13 protein-coding genes and 1 pseudogene are annotated in these 15,347 nt (G+C 31.9%); 1 reads left to right on the forward strand and 13 read right to left on the reverse strand.

Annotated features, from left to right (window positions below; translation table 11 throughout):
* Positions 1-266: 266 nt before the first annotated feature.
* The 13 genes and pseudogenes from HMPREF2706_RS02895 to HMPREF2706_RS12195 form a co-directional block, all read right to left on the reverse strand.
* Positions 267-998 (reverse strand): phosphoadenylyl-sulfate reductase, encoded by a 732-nt coding sequence (locus HMPREF2706_RS02895; protein WP_037550639.1) that lies wholly within the window; start codon positions 996-998, stop codon positions 267-269.
* 208 nt (positions 999-1,206) lie between these two features.
* Positions 1,207-1,692 (reverse strand): glutathione peroxidase, encoded by a 486-nt coding sequence (locus HMPREF2706_RS02900; RefSeq protein ID WP_037550641.1) that lies wholly within the window; start codon positions 1,690-1,692, stop codon positions 1,207-1,209.
* 12 nt (positions 1,693-1,704) lie between these two features.
* Positions 1,705-1,969: pseudogene (locus HMPREF2706_RS12345) on the reverse strand (NAD(P)/FAD-dependent oxidoreductase); the annotation flags it as partial.
* Positions 1,970-2,410: 441 nt separating this feature from the next.
* Positions 2,411-3,136 (reverse strand): zinc ribbon domain-containing protein, encoded by a 726-nt coding sequence (locus HMPREF2706_RS02905; protein ID WP_030059196.1) that lies wholly within the window; start codon positions 3,134-3,136, stop codon positions 2,411-2,413.
* 231 nt (positions 3,137-3,367) lie between these two features.
* Positions 3,368-4,492 (reverse strand): 5,10-methylene-tetrahydrofolate dehydrogenase, encoded by a 1,125-nt coding sequence (locus HMPREF2706_RS02910; protein ID WP_070862179.1) that lies wholly within the window; start codon positions 4,490-4,492, stop codon positions 3,368-3,370.
* Positions 4,492-5,676 (reverse strand): 5,10-methylene-tetrahydrofolate dehydrogenase, encoded by a 1,185-nt coding sequence (locus tag HMPREF2706_RS02915; RefSeq protein WP_070862180.1) that lies wholly within the window; start codon positions 5,674-5,676, stop codon positions 4,492-4,494. Before HMPREF2706_RS02915 ends, HMPREF2706_RS02910 begins: the two co-directional genes overlap by 1 nt.
* A gap of 135 nt (positions 5,677-5,811) precedes the next feature.
* Positions 5,812-7,404, reverse strand: coding sequence for a solute:sodium symporter family transporter (locus tag HMPREF2706_RS02920; RefSeq protein WP_030059200.1), 1,593 nt, complete (start codon positions 7,402-7,404; stop codon positions 5,812-5,814).
* A gap of 307 nt (positions 7,405-7,711) precedes the next feature.
* On the reverse strand, positions 7,712-8,584 hold the full coding sequence (locus HMPREF2706_RS02925) for a DUF4064 domain-containing protein (protein ID WP_070862181.1): 873 nt from the start codon (positions 8,582-8,584) through the stop codon (positions 7,712-7,714).
* 225 nt (positions 8,585-8,809) lie between these two features.
* Positions 8,810-10,813, reverse strand: a complete 2,004-nt coding sequence (locus tag HMPREF2706_RS02930; protein ID WP_230318307.1) for an FtsX-like permease family protein — start codon at positions 10,811-10,813, stop codon at positions 8,810-8,812.
* 13 nt (positions 10,814-10,826) lie between these two features.
* Complete coding sequence (locus HMPREF2706_RS02935; RefSeq protein ID WP_030059205.1) at positions 10,827-11,576, reverse strand: ABC transporter ATP-binding protein; 750 nt, start codon at positions 11,574-11,576, stop codon at positions 10,827-10,829.
* A gap of 109 nt (positions 11,577-11,685) precedes the next feature.
* Complete coding sequence (locus HMPREF2706_RS02940; RefSeq protein WP_037550651.1) at positions 11,686-12,582, reverse strand: sensor histidine kinase; 897 nt, start codon at positions 12,580-12,582, stop codon at positions 11,686-11,688.
* A gap of 5 nt (positions 12,583-12,587) precedes the next feature.
* The gene (locus HMPREF2706_RS02945; protein WP_002436233.1) at positions 12,588-13,253 is read right to left on the reverse strand and encodes a response regulator transcription factor; all 666 of its coding nucleotides are present in this window, start codon (positions 13,251-13,253) and stop codon (positions 12,588-12,590) included.
* Between the two features lie 30 nt (positions 13,254-13,283).
* Positions 13,284-13,436 carry a hypothetical protein gene (locus HMPREF2706_RS12195; RefSeq protein WP_002436229.1) on the reverse strand — a complete coding sequence of 51 codons (153 nt, stop codon included), beginning with the start codon at positions 13,434-13,436 and terminating at the stop codon, positions 13,284-13,286.
* A gap of 326 nt (positions 13,437-13,762) precedes the next feature.
* Between HMPREF2706_RS12195 and HMPREF2706_RS02950 the strand changes: the two genes are divergently transcribed.
* The gene (locus tag HMPREF2706_RS02950) at positions 13,763-15,247 is read left to right on the forward strand and encodes an alkaline phosphatase (protein ID WP_030059210.1); all 1,485 of its coding nucleotides are present in this window, start codon (positions 13,763-13,765) and stop codon (positions 15,245-15,247) included.
* Positions 15,248-15,347 lie beyond the last annotated feature (100 nt).

Raw genomic sequence — 15,347 nt, forward strand, 5'->3', positions numbered from 1 at the left:
TACACCTCTTATCTTAATTATCCCGATATTTGATTATATTTATTTCTGAAAATGTTTCCAATATCGTTTATTCTAGTATGTACTAAATATTCACGACAGTAAATGAAAGAGAGTGATGCACAATACATCTATCCCTATTCATTAACCGCCGAGAATCATTTTATGTTTCAACAATTTTTAAATGAGTTTTACTATAACAAAGTAAGTTTTTGGTTATATCTTATCGGAATACTATGTTTTAAAGTCAAAAAATTTTGATTACCTTATTATGGTTTGTCTGCAACATGTAAGCCACATTCAGTTTTTTCGAAATTAGACCATCTGCCAGCACGGGAATCATTTGAGTCAAATACTGGTGCAGTGCAAGGGATACAACCGATACTAGGATAATGTTGATCATGCAATTCATTGTAAGGTAAATCATTACTCTTGATATAGTCCCAAACCTCGTCTTCAGTCCAATAAATAAGCGGACATACTTTAACTGATTTAAATCGTTCATCTTTATTAATAAAGTCCGTGTTTGCACGTGTTGGTGATTGGGCACGTCTTAATCCTGAAACCCATGCTACCGCGCCAGATAAAACTTCCTCAAGTGGTTTAATCTTGCGAATATAACAACATTGATTAGGATTATTCTTCCATAGAGCGGGATTATATTTATCAGCCTGTTCTTCTAATGTAAGTTCTGGTTTTTTCATTTTAATTCGAAGTCGTGGATATTTCTCTTTCACTCTATCAATTAAATCGTAAGTTTCTTGGAAATGTAAGTCTGTATCTAAAAAGACGATCTGTGCATCTGGTTTAATTTGATAAATTAAATTGATAAGCACCATGCTTTCAGTCCCAAAACTACATGAATAGACGATATCGTCACCATAGATTTGGTAAGCCCATTCTAATATTTGGTAGGCACCTTTGGTTTGGTCGTCAGCATCGATAGTGTCGATAAAAGGATCACCCGTAAAACTATCATACGTAATCTTATCTACTGACATCAATTTATGATCCCCCCTCATTTCATAAATTCATTCAAACACTTAAATTCCTATCTGAATTGTCAAAATAATTATGTTTACTACTTTAACTACTTTTAATTTGAAAGTCAAGATACCAGTGTAAATATTCATCATTAATTTTAAAATTAAATACTAAAAACTCTCTTAAAAGTCACTTCGACTTAAAAGAGAGCTAACACATCATCATTTATTCATTTAATAATTCTTTAATGAATTCCTCCATCTCTTCTGGAGAGTCATAAGGAAGATACTTGCCTACTACTTTACCCTCTCTATCAATAACAAACTTTGTAAAGTTCCACTTAATTTGCGAACCAAATAATCCAGGTTTCTCGCGTTTTAAAAGCGTATATAAAGGATGTTCATTGTCACCATTTACAATTGTTTTCGAGTGGATAGGAAATGTAATACCAAACCGTCGACGGTAAGTATTGTAGATTTCATCCATCGACCCAGGTTCTTGATTGTCAAAGTTATTACAAGGAAAACTTAAAACAACTAATCCATCATTTTTATATTTTTGATATAACGTTTCCAATCCTTCAAATTGATCGTTTAATGCGCAATTAGTTGCTGTATTTACGATAATAAGAACCTTTCCTTTATATTCTTCTAAAAAGTAAGTAGAACCGCCACACCTTTCTACTTTTATATCATAAACACGCTTACTCATTGAGATACACCTCTACATCATTGCGAATTTTAATAAATCAATAACGCCACTAGATGCTCCAGGGAAAGCAAAAATATTTTGAATTAATTTTTGAGCTGTCATTTTGTTATTAATAATAAATTTACTAAACCACTTGCATTATTACTGTGAATTTCTACAATCATTGCTTGTGATTATCTAAGATAATAGATATTTCCGCTTCAGTTTTATTATTATACTCAGAAATCATTTGTTTACCGCGTGATACGGCAAATGATATCGACTTCGACTCCTTTTTAAACATGACAGATACGAATTCTATACATATGATACCCGCTACAATAAAAGTTATACTTTTATGACTTCGTTACCTCGTCTTAGCGAACAGTATTTCGGACTGTTTAACATTTAATTCTTAGTTTCTTTTCATTAAATAGGTCTAATTATTTATTCATGCCATTGTGAGTTTAAGTGTCCTTAACTCATAAAACAAGTCACACGAAATATTACGAATTGGTTAAACCAAACCATTTAAATTCTCTCTTTCATAATTGCGTCAATCATCGACTCACATGATAAGTTTAAAATATAACTAGTTTTCTAGTAACATGTGTTACTTATTCACACATTCACCTCTTTTCAATCGAGTACGATTGGTTGAATTCTATTACATTGTATTTCACAATTCAAAATATTTGCATAATTTTATATAAACAAATAGAGTTGCTTTCGCAACTCTCTATAATTGATCAACATTTTCGATAACAGATATTTTCCCATTTTTAACATTAACTAATACAGAGAAATCATTATCTTTATTGCTATCATAGATTAATTGATTTGGCTTTCTGTCATCAGGTTCGTTATATTTTTGGATAAATTGATCTTCTGAAATATCATTAGGGGCCACCCCTACATGAACAACTTCATCATTCTCATACGCAACTGCTAAGTTCCCATACTTTTCGTAAGTATAATTTGAACTATCAACATTTCCATCGGATTTACCAAATTTTTCTTCAACTTCTTTACGTGTCATACCTGTATATATACCTTGATAACCACTCGTTGACGCAGATTTCATATACCCTTTATCAAATGCTGTACTAAAGACATCAATATGCGGACCTTTAGAAGTTGAATCTTTCTCACTTTTTGAATCATTTGTATTAGATGGACTTGATTGAACAGATTCTGATGTCTTATCATCATCTTTGACATAATGTTCATAAGCATAATATGCTCCGTAAAGCATAGCAGCAATGAATCCTATAAAGATGAGTGATAATAAAATAATTAAACCTGTTGGCTTCTTACTACGAGATGCACGTTGTAAGTTGTAGTTAGAATGGTTTTGGTTATAATGAGGTGGGTGATTTTGATATGATTGCCTAATATGTGCTCCACATTGATTACAAAATGATTGGCCCTCTTTTAATTGATGTCCACAATTTGAACAGTACATAACTAACCCTACTTTCAATTTTTACTCAAATTAAGTTGTTAAACAATATTTTAAAATATTTTTTATAGAAAATCTATGCTCTTAATAGTTGAAAATACTGTTATTCATCTTGCTTCTAATTTTTAATATAAATTATGAAAAGAGTTAGTTATAAACAAAGCCACTCCCAAAATTATGGAGTGGCTTTATATACAATCATTCATATTATACATATAAATTTATGTCATATTCTTATTGAGTTTTATCATGGGTATCTTCGTAACGAATACGTTGTCGATAGCCATACGTACTTTCTTTAATTAACTGATCATTTAATAAACCTGCACCTATAGCACCTGCAACTGTAGAAACAGATGCTGCAAACCAAGGAATACTTAAATAAAGATCTGGACCTGCTGGACCTTTAAGACTTACTTGTTGTCCTAAAAAGTCTGCTGGTAGCAACACTAACTCTGCAATCAAGAACAGAGTATATAAAATAATATAGTAAATGATAATGGCAATAATTAACGTCATAATTGTCGTAGCATTATATAACCAAGTTATCCTTTTATTTTTACTTGATTTAACAGATTCCCAAAGATCGTGAGACATCATAATCCATATTAACATGCCAATAATCGCGATAATGGATATACCAAATAGACGCCACATTGAAAAGTTATTGGCCATTTTCCACATCGTTGTAAAGACAAGCCCGAAAGCGCCTGTCGTAAAGGCAATGGCAACTATATTACTTAAACTTGCCATCATATTTAATGGGTTATTAGCAAATGTCATACCACTGACAAGTCTAAACATACCTCTAGAACGAGAACTTGATAAATATCTTAAATGATATGACTCAGTTTCTTCTAAATACACTTGAGTTTTATCTATTTTAGAGAGAGGAAATTGTTTTTTAACGGATGTCTCTATATTGTTATTATCATCGTAATTACGACTTTCGTGTTCTGCTTCATGGAGTTCTTGAATGATACTAAGAATTGCTTGTTTAAATCTATTTTTTACTGGGCGCCAGCCAAATGCTGGATATGAGAAGATTGCTGCGCCGTTATACATGTTGATATCTAATGCCATCACTTGATGATCAGCAAACATCGGCAAGTCAGTAATTGAAATGACGTAATCCCATTGACGCTTATCATGATAATCTGCAACTTTCTTAAATATTTCATCTACAGATTCTGCGAAGCCAGTTAATGGATCTGTAACCAAATCAAATATCCATTCTTTTTCGTTGTTGTATTGTTCAGACAACATATCTGGCAACTCTTCCATCAAACTTTCTGCTAGACGTTCTGTAACCCCTGGCGCTACAACTAGTCCAACCGTTCTTTTCTCCAAATCTGCCATTACTCATCCTCCTCTCTGTGACCTTGTTTTTTACCTTCATATTGTTCATCTTGCTGATCATTACTTGAAGCTTGTTGTTCAACTTTCTGATGTGATACGTCTTGAGATTGTTGTTGTTCTTTTTGTTCTTCTTCTGCCTCTTTATAGCGATGATATTGTCTATATGAATACGTAATGCGTCGTATTTTTTCTTCATCTTCAACTGTAGAACCCATAGCGCCTGCTAATAGACCTAATGACGCGACAAACCAAATCAATCTTAAATAATTAGTAAAGGTAAATTGAGCCTTTGCACTTGTCCAACTATTAAATAAATCAACTGGTACAAATAGCGTAATACTGATAATGAGTAAAATGTATAGAATAAAATAATTCATTAAAGTAATCACACTCAATGTAACTAGTGTCGTTGAGTTATAGATATAACGATAAACGCGTTGGGATTTCGCAGTCTTTCTTTCTAATAATTGATGTGCGTATAGTAACCAACCTGCCATACCTAATATCGCAATAATCATAAGCAGTATAAGTCTGAAAGGTGAATAAATGACACTGAGTTCCCAAGGCATAGAGAAAATTGAAATATACGTACCTGTAGCAAATGCAACGGAGATAATCTTTTTAAAATTAAAGATATTCTTCCATGGCTGATTGGCTCGTGTTAAACCACCAATAAGTTGAATCCAACTAATGATAAATAATGTATTAATGTAACGTCTTTTTTCAGATTCATCTTCATTAAGTTCAACTGATTTCATGCGTACAAATGGATGTGGCGCATTTTTACTTTTCGGATCTTCATAGTATAACTGTTCAATCAAAGATGTCACAGTCTTAACTAATTTACTGTTCAAACCCATAAAGCCAAGTGAAGGTAGAGATAACATAGCTACTTGCTTATCATTATTATAGTCACTAATCACGACTTTATTATCAGAAATACTCGGTAAATCAGTTAAACAGATGACATAATCCCAGTGATGGTCGTCCTTTAATTGAGCGGCCTTGTCCACACTTTCATGTACATCTTCAGCTGAACCTATCATTAAATCTACTTTAATATCGAAGTTCCAATGGCTATCACCTTCGATACGTTCAGTAAGCAATTTTTTTACTTTTGGTATGATTCTCTTCGCATGATGATGTGCAACACCTGGTGAAGGTATGATGCCGACTGTATGCATATGCGTTAGAACCTCCTTTCGTTTTTCATTTTCAGGAAAATTAAATTTAATATAGATAAAGTGTACGTTAACACTACCTCTAGCGTGCCAACGTACACTTCTATTCATTCATTTATCAAGTTCCAATTGTAACATTTATTTCGCAAGTACGAGTGGTGAAAAGATGATATAACTTATTACCACTAATGCCAAGATAATTATTCCAGCAACATAGCGATATTTCCATGGTGTCATATCGACCTGTGCTTGACGTGATTTTAAGTCATATTCACTAGAAGGTTTAATCTTATTGAAAATTAATACAATAATTAAATCTACAAAGAATAATACGCTGAATGTATATAGATAGTTAATTTCTGTAAATACGAGACTCACAATCGCATATATTATAATGTGTGTAGCAAGTGCAACTTTAGCACCTAACTTAGATGTCTTCTTAGAATAGAATGCGACAAACACAAGTACGAGTACTGGCATACTATAAACACCATTGAATTGTTGTACAACAGCGTATAAACCACTTGGGAATAATGAAATGACTGGCGCAAGCCCTACTACAATTGCGCCAATAACGATTGTCGCAATGTGACCTACACGTGCAATATGTTTATCAGATTTATTCTTTCCAAAGATGGGTTTATAAAAATCAAGCGTAAGTAATGTCGTTGTACTGTTTAATGAACCTACAAATGAGCTTAAGATTGCTCCGAAAATCACGGCACCAAATAAACCGAAAGCCCAATCAGGTAGTACTGAACTTACAAGCGCTGGATACGCATTGTCTGGAGTTTTAATACTGCCATTAAAGTAGTTGTATGCAACTACTCCTGGAAGCACTGTAAATAAAGGCCCGAACACCTTGAATAAACTTAAGTATATAGCACCTTTTTGTGATTCCTTTAAGTTCTTAGCAGCAAGCGCTTTTTGAACAATCATTTGGTTTGCGCACCAGAAGAATAAATTGTTGAAGAACATACCGAAGAATAACGTAGGCCATGGCACAATATCAGAATCGATTTTACCGAAGCCATTCAATTTCTCTGGCGTTTTTTGAACCATTTTATCGAAACCATGGATAAAATTACCGTCACCTAGATGTCCGAGACCTAGAATTGTAATCGCAAGTCCACCGATAATAAGCGCCATACCATAAATAGAGTCACTGAATGCGCTAAGAGATAAACCACCGACAAATAAATAGATGATTCCTACAACGCCTATGACCAAGGAAATAATGATAACGGCAGTTGTACTGCTTACTCCTAAATATTTATCAATGTTAAACATTTTGTTGAACACGAGTGAACCAGAGTAAAGTACAACGGGTAAGAATGAAACGACGTATGTGAAAATAAATAAGATAGATACAAATCGCTTAGTAAAAGTATCATATCTTAATTCTAAGAATTCAGATATAGTCGTAACACCATATTGTAAATATTTAGGTAAGAAGACCCAAGCTAATAGTACAACCGCTACAGCTGCAGTAACCTCCCATGCCATAACTTCCATACCTTGTGAATAACTTTGTCCATTCTGTCCCACGATTTGCTCCGTAGATAAATTAGTCATAATAATCGTCGAAGCAACTGTGAATCCTGTCAGACTGTTACCTCCCATAAAGTAACCATCTGAACTATCTGTTTTAACTTTTTTCGATTGTAGATAAGCGTATAATGAAATACCACCTACTACCAGAATGAATAAGAGTATCGATATCCAATTCATCCTCAATAATTCCTCCCTCAATCATTTTGAACATTAGCATGCAAAAATATATAGACTTAAATATAATCATTTAAACTTCGTTTTTAAATGTACATTGAATTGTGTGCATCGAAAAATTCTAGACTAATTCATTAACATTTTCAATAGTTGTATGTAAATTTCATTTTCGATAATAAATCTGTTCAAAGTTTTATATTATATAATAGGAAGAAACTCGTTCATCATGTATTTATAGATATTGAAAAAACCGACCCACTCATTTTGGTGGATCGGTCTTTGTACTTAATAAACTTATACAGTTATTAATTTAATATTTAAATGGATTGTCTTCTTTTTCGTTTTTACGATGACGCTCTTCTTCTTTAATAAAATCATCACGTTTAGTGTCATTAGAATTAAAATCATGATGATTATCTTTTGAATGATTGTTTAAATCACGAGACTCTCTGTCACTATTGTGTGAATATTGATCTTTAATTTCTTGTTGTTCTTGCTTTTTGTCATCACCAGATAAAATAAATGAGTTATTCTTCTCATTAACTTGTCTGTTACCATTTTCATAGTGCTCATTATTTTGATAATTGTCATGAGAATGTGTATTATCATGAGCATTATGGTGATCATGATTATGATGATTGTCGTCGTGACTATGATTTCTATCATATTCATTATGATTGTTATTGTAATTATTGTTTCTGTCATATTCATTGTGGTTGTTATTTCTATGGTGCTCATTATTTGCATAGGCATTGTGATTATCATTGTATTGATGATTTGGATCATTTTTAGGTTTACGTGCTAATAGCATGATACCTGCAATTATCCATAAAATACCTGCTAAGAAACTTGAAGTAAGTAACGCAATAACACCTACGATTAATAAGATGATACCTGCAATTTTAGATTTTTTACTGATTAATAATGTAGCAATAATTGCAAGAATTAATAATACTATAAAACCAATGATGTACCATGTACCCATACTTGATAACATTCCATATGACTGATTAAGTTGGTCAGATGATACACCTTGATTTGAATCTTGAGTATTATGAATCATTTTATGTTTAAAATCTTTATTACCCATCATTGAAACCATTAAAGCAATAAAACCTAAGTATAAAAGATGGAGTATATTTCCTATCCAAGATAGAACTTTTTCAACAGTACGTTTTATCATGTTTATAATTCCTCCTTTGCAAGATATTTGTTTAATACCCTAAAAATTTAGATTTATTCTTAAAAATTAAAAAAAGAATTTAACATTTTATTTGAAGTTATTAATTTCATGAAAATATAAAGGTCATTTCAATTAAATTTAAAACAATATTAGCACTAGAAATACAAGTTTTATAGTGTATAAAAAAGACTAAGACACGATAAGCATGTCTTAGCCTTTGAAATATTAATGTTTATTATTAATGATCATATAGTAAATACGTGAAGTTACCCAGTACATAAGAGAATATATAGCGATAAATGCTAAAGTAACTCCTATAAAGCTTGTAGCAAATACTCCACTATTTTTAGGTGTTATAAATCCAAGAAGATTAAAAATAATTTTGGAAGCAACTAAGGTATGGATAATTGCTACAATAACAGGTATTGAAAATATCCATATAATTTGTTTATTGATAATTTTCTTAATTAAGTCTTGTTCAAGTCCAATTTTTCTCATTACTTCATATTCACGTCTATCATCATAACCTTCAGAAATTTGTTTGTAATACATCATTAGGAAGATAGCGATGAATAATACGAAGGATACCACAGTCCCGACAAATATCAATCCGCCATTAACGCCAGTCCACTCCTTTTCAAATCTGGGTCTATCCTCTACAAACGCTCCATTATTGCTATTTTTATTTATTTTATTTATTTGAGAAGCACTGAGTTTTTTATCCCCCATAACATTGAATTCTAAAAAAGATCGTGGATAGTAGTCATCATCTTTAGAAAAATTATTTAGGTAATTATATAACTTTTCTTTAATTTTATTATTTTTCGTTACTAAATAAGCACCGTCCATAAAATTTGATAGCGTATTTATATTCATTTTCTTAATATGCTTCAACCTATATTCAGTTCCATTGATTTTTATTTTATCTGTCTTATTTAAAACGGAATTATCTGTATTAATTGCTATCTCATTACTTTTAAGACTTAAGTTAGGGTGATATTTATTATAATCATTAAGTGTCATAAAATATGTCGTAATATAGTGAGGTACTTCTTTAGATAAATAGAATAATCGACCATCAAACTTTTTTGAGTTCGGCCTTAATATAGTGTTATTTTTATTATTTACAAATTCAGCCTTATTGCTTTTTAGACTATACATTTTAAAGGTATCGGTTTTAACGTGCCTTTGAATATCATTTTCTAATGAATCCATTATTTTTTTTACTTTTTTATCTTTATGAACGTCTCCACTCACGCTGATAAAATATTCATTTGGCCATATTTGATCTATTCGTTCATTGAAACCTCTATAAGTGTGAATTGTCATACCTAAAGTAACTATGAGGAATGTAGCTAATAATGATATAGTAGCTAAGCTTACTGCGTTAGATTTTAATCTACTTCTCAAATTAGATACAGTGAAAAAATTATTAGTCTTGTAATAAAAGTTAGGTATTCTTTTTAACCAATCTAATATTAATACGCTTAAAGATATAAAGAGGAAGTATGTTCCTATAAAAACACTAAGCATAGCTACAAATATACTTGCTAATGAACCAATCATAGTATTGTTCTGTAAGGCAATACTATACCCAAACCCAGTTAGAAGAATTCCTAATAACAATGAAATGTAAGTAAAAATTTTAGACGTTTTTCCAGTTTTTTTACTATTTTGGTTAACTAATTTAAGTGGACTTTGAAAGGTTACCTTTATAATATTTATAATATTAAGCACGATTAAAACTACCACTAGCATGATTAAAGTTATCCACATTGCTCTAATATCAAACGGGTAATCAACTAAACTTGCACTCTTCCCTATCCATATTTTACTTATAAGCATAAAAAATAAAGAACCGAACAAGTATCCCCCAATTAAACTTATACAACTAATAATTACGAAATTGATCAAAGATTCAATAACCAAAGAAACTTTTATATGTTTTTTCTCCATCCCTAAAATCATGTATACAGCAAACTCTCGTTGCCTTCTTTTAATTACAAAGTTATTAGCATATACAACAAATATTAACGTCAACATAGACATGAGTACATTACCTAAAACAGCAAATAGCGGAAGCGTGACGCTGTGTCGCTGAGTATACGTATTTTGAGTTATCGATATTAATATATACTCAATACCAAACATGATACTCACAGCAATAATAAACGGAATAATAATATGACGTTGTGTGACATACCCACGTTTTATCATTTTCCATATCATCTTGAATGTCACACTAATCACCTCTTCCATTTAGGATAGCTAAGCTATCTGCAATCCGTTTCTGATATTCATCTCGAGATTCTTCACCACGATAGATTTCATGATAAAGTTTCCCATCTTTAATAAAAATAACTCTTTCGGCATATGACGCATCGATATTAGAATGTGTCACCATTAAGATAGTTTGATTATTTTGGTTAATTTCTCGAAATAATTTCATAAGGTTTTTAGAAGTTTTGGAGTCTAGTGCTCCAGTAGGTTCATCGGCTAGTAATAATTTAGGCTGAGCGATGAGTGCGCGTGCTATAGCAATTCGCTGTTTTTGCCCGCCTGAGATTTCGTATGGATATTTGTCCAACAAATCATTAATACCTAATTGAGTGCTTATTGTTTCAAGTCGTTCATTCATTGTTTTAGGACGTTCATTAGAAAGGACAAGTGGCATTAGAATGTTGTCTTTATTGGTCATAGTGTTTAAGACATTAAAATCTTGAAAGACAAATCCTAAAGTTTCTCTATGAAAACGGGCAACTTCTTTATTTCGCAGTTTGTTGATTGCGGTTCCATTAAGCGAAATAAAACCTTCTGTTACCTTATCGAATGTCGCAATGAGATTGAGTAGCGTAGATTTTCCCGAGCCAGATTCACCCATGATAGCTACAAACTCGCCGTCATCAATTTCTAAATTCATATTATTTAATGCGGTAGTTGAGTTAAGTCCTCTTCCATATACTTTTTTTACATTTTTCACTTCTAATAACATCACGAATGCCCCTTTCTCATTTCACTTAATATCATAAAATAAAAAAGTGCCAACAACATTCATAATTTCTTACAAATATTGTTGGCAAACTTACAATTTTGAAAGTTAGCTAATCTTCGTTGGGAAAATGTATTTTAAATGTCGTACCTTCACCAAGTCCTGAATCTACATCGACCTCATGATTCAAATGATTAGAAATATGCTTAACAATGAACAATCCTATGCCGCTTGATTCTTCATTAAGTCTGCCGTTGTAACCAGAATAGCCTTTATCAAATATTTTAGGAATATCTGCTTTACTAATACCTACACCATTGTCTTTAATGATTAATGTTTGTTTAGCAGAATCAAATTCAATCCAAATGTCTTTTCCACGCGCGTACTTCAAAGCATTATTTAAAATTTGTTCTATCATAATAGACGCCCATTGTGCATCCGTTAAAACAGTTGCTTCACACTTTTCATAGTGTATTTTAGTATGTTGTTCGATAAATTGAATTCGATATTTCATGATTAACGGACGTATTAGTTCATTCACTGTCACTGATGAAATTGTCATATCAGATTCTTCGTTGAGTAATTTTAAATAACTCAATGCTAAGCTTGTATAGTTATCAATTTGAACAATTTCTTGTCTTACGCGATTGACAACATTTTCTTCATTACGTTCGAGTAATAGTTGTGACGCTGTGATAGGTGTCTTAATTTGGTGTACCCATGTTAAAAAGTAACTTTCCACATCATTACGATATTCTACTTGGCGATTTTTTACTTCAGTTAATTCATTTTCCAAATTATCTACCTTCTCTTTAAGATCCTCATTTCTCTTAAATCCAAGGTACTTTACCCACCAATGAATAACAATGATGAGTAATACGATTCCTAACGCAAGACCGAAGGCACTAAATGGTAATGAAAATAAGTAAAATATTAATGCAAATAATAAAAATATACAAAATATAATTGTAATCTCATTTCGAATCGATTTTATAAAAGATAGTAACATAATCATTAAACCCTATATCCGACATTTTTCTTAGTTTCAATAAAATCATCAACGCCTATAGATAATAACTTCTTGCGTAATCTAGTCATATTAACTGCTAAGGTATTGTCATCAATAAAGTTTTCAGATTCCCAACACTTTTCAATTAATGCTGTACGACTCACGTATTTTCCTTCATTTTGGAATAACATTTTCAAAATTTGAAGTTCTGTTAATGACAATTGAACAGCGTCATCATCCTTTACGAGTTTCGCCTCATCAAGAATCAACTTGCAACCTTTCACATCTAATTCATCATTTGATACGGATAAATCGTATGTACGGCGAAGTAACGCTTGTATCTTCGCTACTGTTAGCGATAAATTGAACGGTTTCTCAATAAAGTCATCGCCACCCATTTGAATAGCCATAATTTGATCCATATTATCGGTTCTTGAACTAATAAACATGATAGGAACATTAGATTCTTTGCGCATTTCTTGGCACCAATGAAATCCATTGAGTGTAGGTAAATTGATATCTAACAATACTAGTTGTGGTTCTGTTTCACGAAAATCTTCCATAATTTGATCAAAGTTTTCAACAACATTCACTTCATAATTCCATTTTGAAAGTTCATTAGCCAAGCTCTCAGCAATAACTAAATCATCTTCGACTATGAGAATCTTCATAACTGTTCACCTTTCAACGACATACTTTAACTATTTGTTCTCTTCTGAATCATAAACTTTATTTTTATCTTTTTCAATTTGGTCTTTTTGATCTTGAGCTTTTTTACTTCTTCTTCTTTCTTCAAAAATACCTAAAGCTATAAATCCAATAATCAATATTGGAGATAACATAACAAGTATCATTATTTCACCTTCTTTGAGGTTGTTTCGTCCTCATCGTTTTATAATAAAATTTCTATTTATCACTATTTTACATGTTTGTATCTAAAAAATACATTTTTAAATAAACACGATTCATACAATTTTTTGTCCTAAAATATTGAATGAAAAAAGGTAATCTCTGTATCTTTTAGTATAATAACTCAATTTAATTTTAAGCAATTAGAATTTAAATTCTTTTCAAATTTATATACATTTACAATTCATTTACTTAAAAATTACTTTTAATCAAAGTTCATACCCTATACTTAAAAATGCAATACATAACTTATTTAGGGGGCACATTAATTATGAGTTTCATTAATAAATTTGGTAAAACAACGATAGCAAGTTCTATTGTAGCTGCATCTGTAATAGGTGCTTCAAATGTATCACATGCTTCAGGAAGTGGTGCGGGTCCAGGTGAAAATGCTCAAGGACAGCAAGGACAAGATGATGCAGTAGCATTTGGTAATACTAAGAATCCTAAAAATGTTATTTTCATGGTTGGCGATGGCATGGGCCCATCTTTCAATACAGCATATCGTTATTATAAAAATCAACCTGGCGCTAAAAAAATGAATGCAACTGCATTTGATAAATACCTTAAAGGTACAAATCGTACATATCCTAATGATCCAAAAGAAAACGTAACAGATTCAGCTGCGGGCGGAACTGCTTTCGCGACTGGTCATAAAACATACAATGGCGCAATCAGCGTTGATAATAATAAAAAGGCATTAAAATCTGTTTTAGAACAAGCTAAAGAGCAAGGTAAATCAACTGGTTTAGTTACAACGGCTGAACTTACTGATGCAACTCCTGCTGTTTACGCATCACATGTTGACTCTCGTGATAAAAAAGATGAAATTGCTCAACAATTTTATAATGATAAAATTAACGGTCAACATAAAGTAGACGTTCTCCTAGGTGGCGGTTCTAAATACTTCGGTAAAGAAAATGGCAACCTTGATAAAAAATTCAAAAAAGACGGTTATGATTTAGTAAGTAATAAAACACAACTTCTTAATTCTCAAAGTGACAAAGTATTAGGAACTTTCTCTGAGAAAGATATGCCTCTTCAAATTGATGCACCATCTAAAAATCCTTTACTCGTAGATATGGAACAAAGTGCATTAAGTAAATTAGATAAGAACAATAAAGGCTTCTTCTTAATGGTTGAAGGTGCTTCTATAGATAAAGCTGCACATCCAAATGATGTTACTGGTGTAATGTCAGAAATGGGAGGCTTTGAAAAAGCATTCCAAAACTCTATCGACTATGCGAAAACACATAAAGATACTTTAGTTGTGGCAACAGCTGACCATTCAACTGGTGGTATGACGATTGCTAAAGGTAAAGATTACAAATGGAATCCAGAAGCTATTCATAAAATGAAACATTCTGGTATGTATATGACTAAAGAAATTGCTGCAGGAAAAGACCCTGAAAAAGTCATCAACGAAGGTTACGGCATTGACTTCCCTAGCAAACAAATGGATAAAGTGAAACAAGCTGCCAAAGATTTACGCAAACTTCAAAAAGAAGGTAAAGATGATAAAGATCCTAAAGTAGCAGAAGCTACTACAAAATTACAAAATGCCATCCAAGAACCAATTAATGATGCGTCCCACACTGGATGGACTACAAACGGTCATACTGGTGAAGATGTGAATACTTACGCTTACGGTCCAGGATCTAGCAAGTTTAAAGGCAACATGGAAAACACTAAGAGTGCTCAAAACATCTTCGACTTTTTCAAAAATGATGTAACATCTAATCAAAATCAACAATAATTCAGATATTTAATGATAAAGACGACTTGGTATATGCCAGGTCGTCTTTTTTAATGAAAAACCAGTTAGAACATCTTAGTGTCCTAACTGGTTGATATGC

Origin of the sequence: Staphylococcus sp. HMSC067F07, from assembly GCF_001837405.1 — a bacterium.
In the GTDB taxonomy this organism is placed as follows: domain Bacteria; phylum Bacillota; class Bacilli; order Staphylococcales; family Staphylococcaceae; genus Staphylococcus; species Staphylococcus capitis.

Coding starts and splice junctions, on each gene's coding strand:
- HMPREF2706_RS02895 (WP_037550639.1), bottom strand. CDS start 998: ATGTCAGTAGATAAGATTACGTATGATAGTTTTACGGGTGATCCTTTT.
- HMPREF2706_RS02900 (WP_037550641.1), bottom strand. CDS start 1,692: ATGAGTAAGCGTGTTTATGATATAAAAGTAGAAAGGTGTGGCGGTTCT.
- HMPREF2706_RS02905 (WP_030059196.1), bottom strand. CDS start 3,136: ATGTACTGTTCAAATTGTGGACATCAATTAAAAGAGGGCCAATCATTT.
- HMPREF2706_RS02910 (WP_070862179.1), bottom strand. CDS start 4,492: ATGGCAGATTTGGAGAAAAGAACGGTTGGACTAGTTGTAGCGCCAGGG.
- HMPREF2706_RS02915 (WP_070862180.1), bottom strand. CDS start 5,676: ATGCATACAGTCGGCATCATACCTTCACCAGGTGTTGCACATCATCAT.
- HMPREF2706_RS02920 (WP_030059200.1), bottom strand. CDS start 7,404: ATGAATTGGATATCGATACTCTTATTCATTCTGGTAGTAGGTGGTATT.
- HMPREF2706_RS02925 (WP_070862181.1), bottom strand. CDS start 8,584: ATGATAAAACGTACTGTTGAAAAAGTTCTATCTTGGATAGGAAATATA.
- HMPREF2706_RS02930 (WP_230318307.1), bottom strand. CDS start 10,813: ATGATATGGAAAATGATAAAACGTGGGTATGTCACACAACGTCATATT.
- HMPREF2706_RS02935 (WP_030059205.1), bottom strand. CDS start 11,576: ATGTTATTAGAAGTGAAAAATGTAAAAAAAGTATATGGAAGAGGACTT.
- HMPREF2706_RS02940 (WP_037550651.1), bottom strand. CDS start 12,582: ATGTTACTATCTTTTATAAAATCGATTCGAAATGAGATTACAATTATA.
- HMPREF2706_RS02945 (WP_002436233.1), bottom strand. CDS start 13,253: ATGAAGATTCTCATAGTCGAAGATGATTTAGTTATTGCTGAGAGCTTG.
- HMPREF2706_RS12195 (WP_002436229.1), bottom strand. CDS start 13,436: ATGATACTTGTTATGTTATCTCCAATATTGATTATTGGATTTATAGCT.
- HMPREF2706_RS02950 (WP_030059210.1), top strand. CDS start 13,763: ATGAGTTTCATTAATAAATTTGGTAAAACAACGATAGCAAGTTCTATT.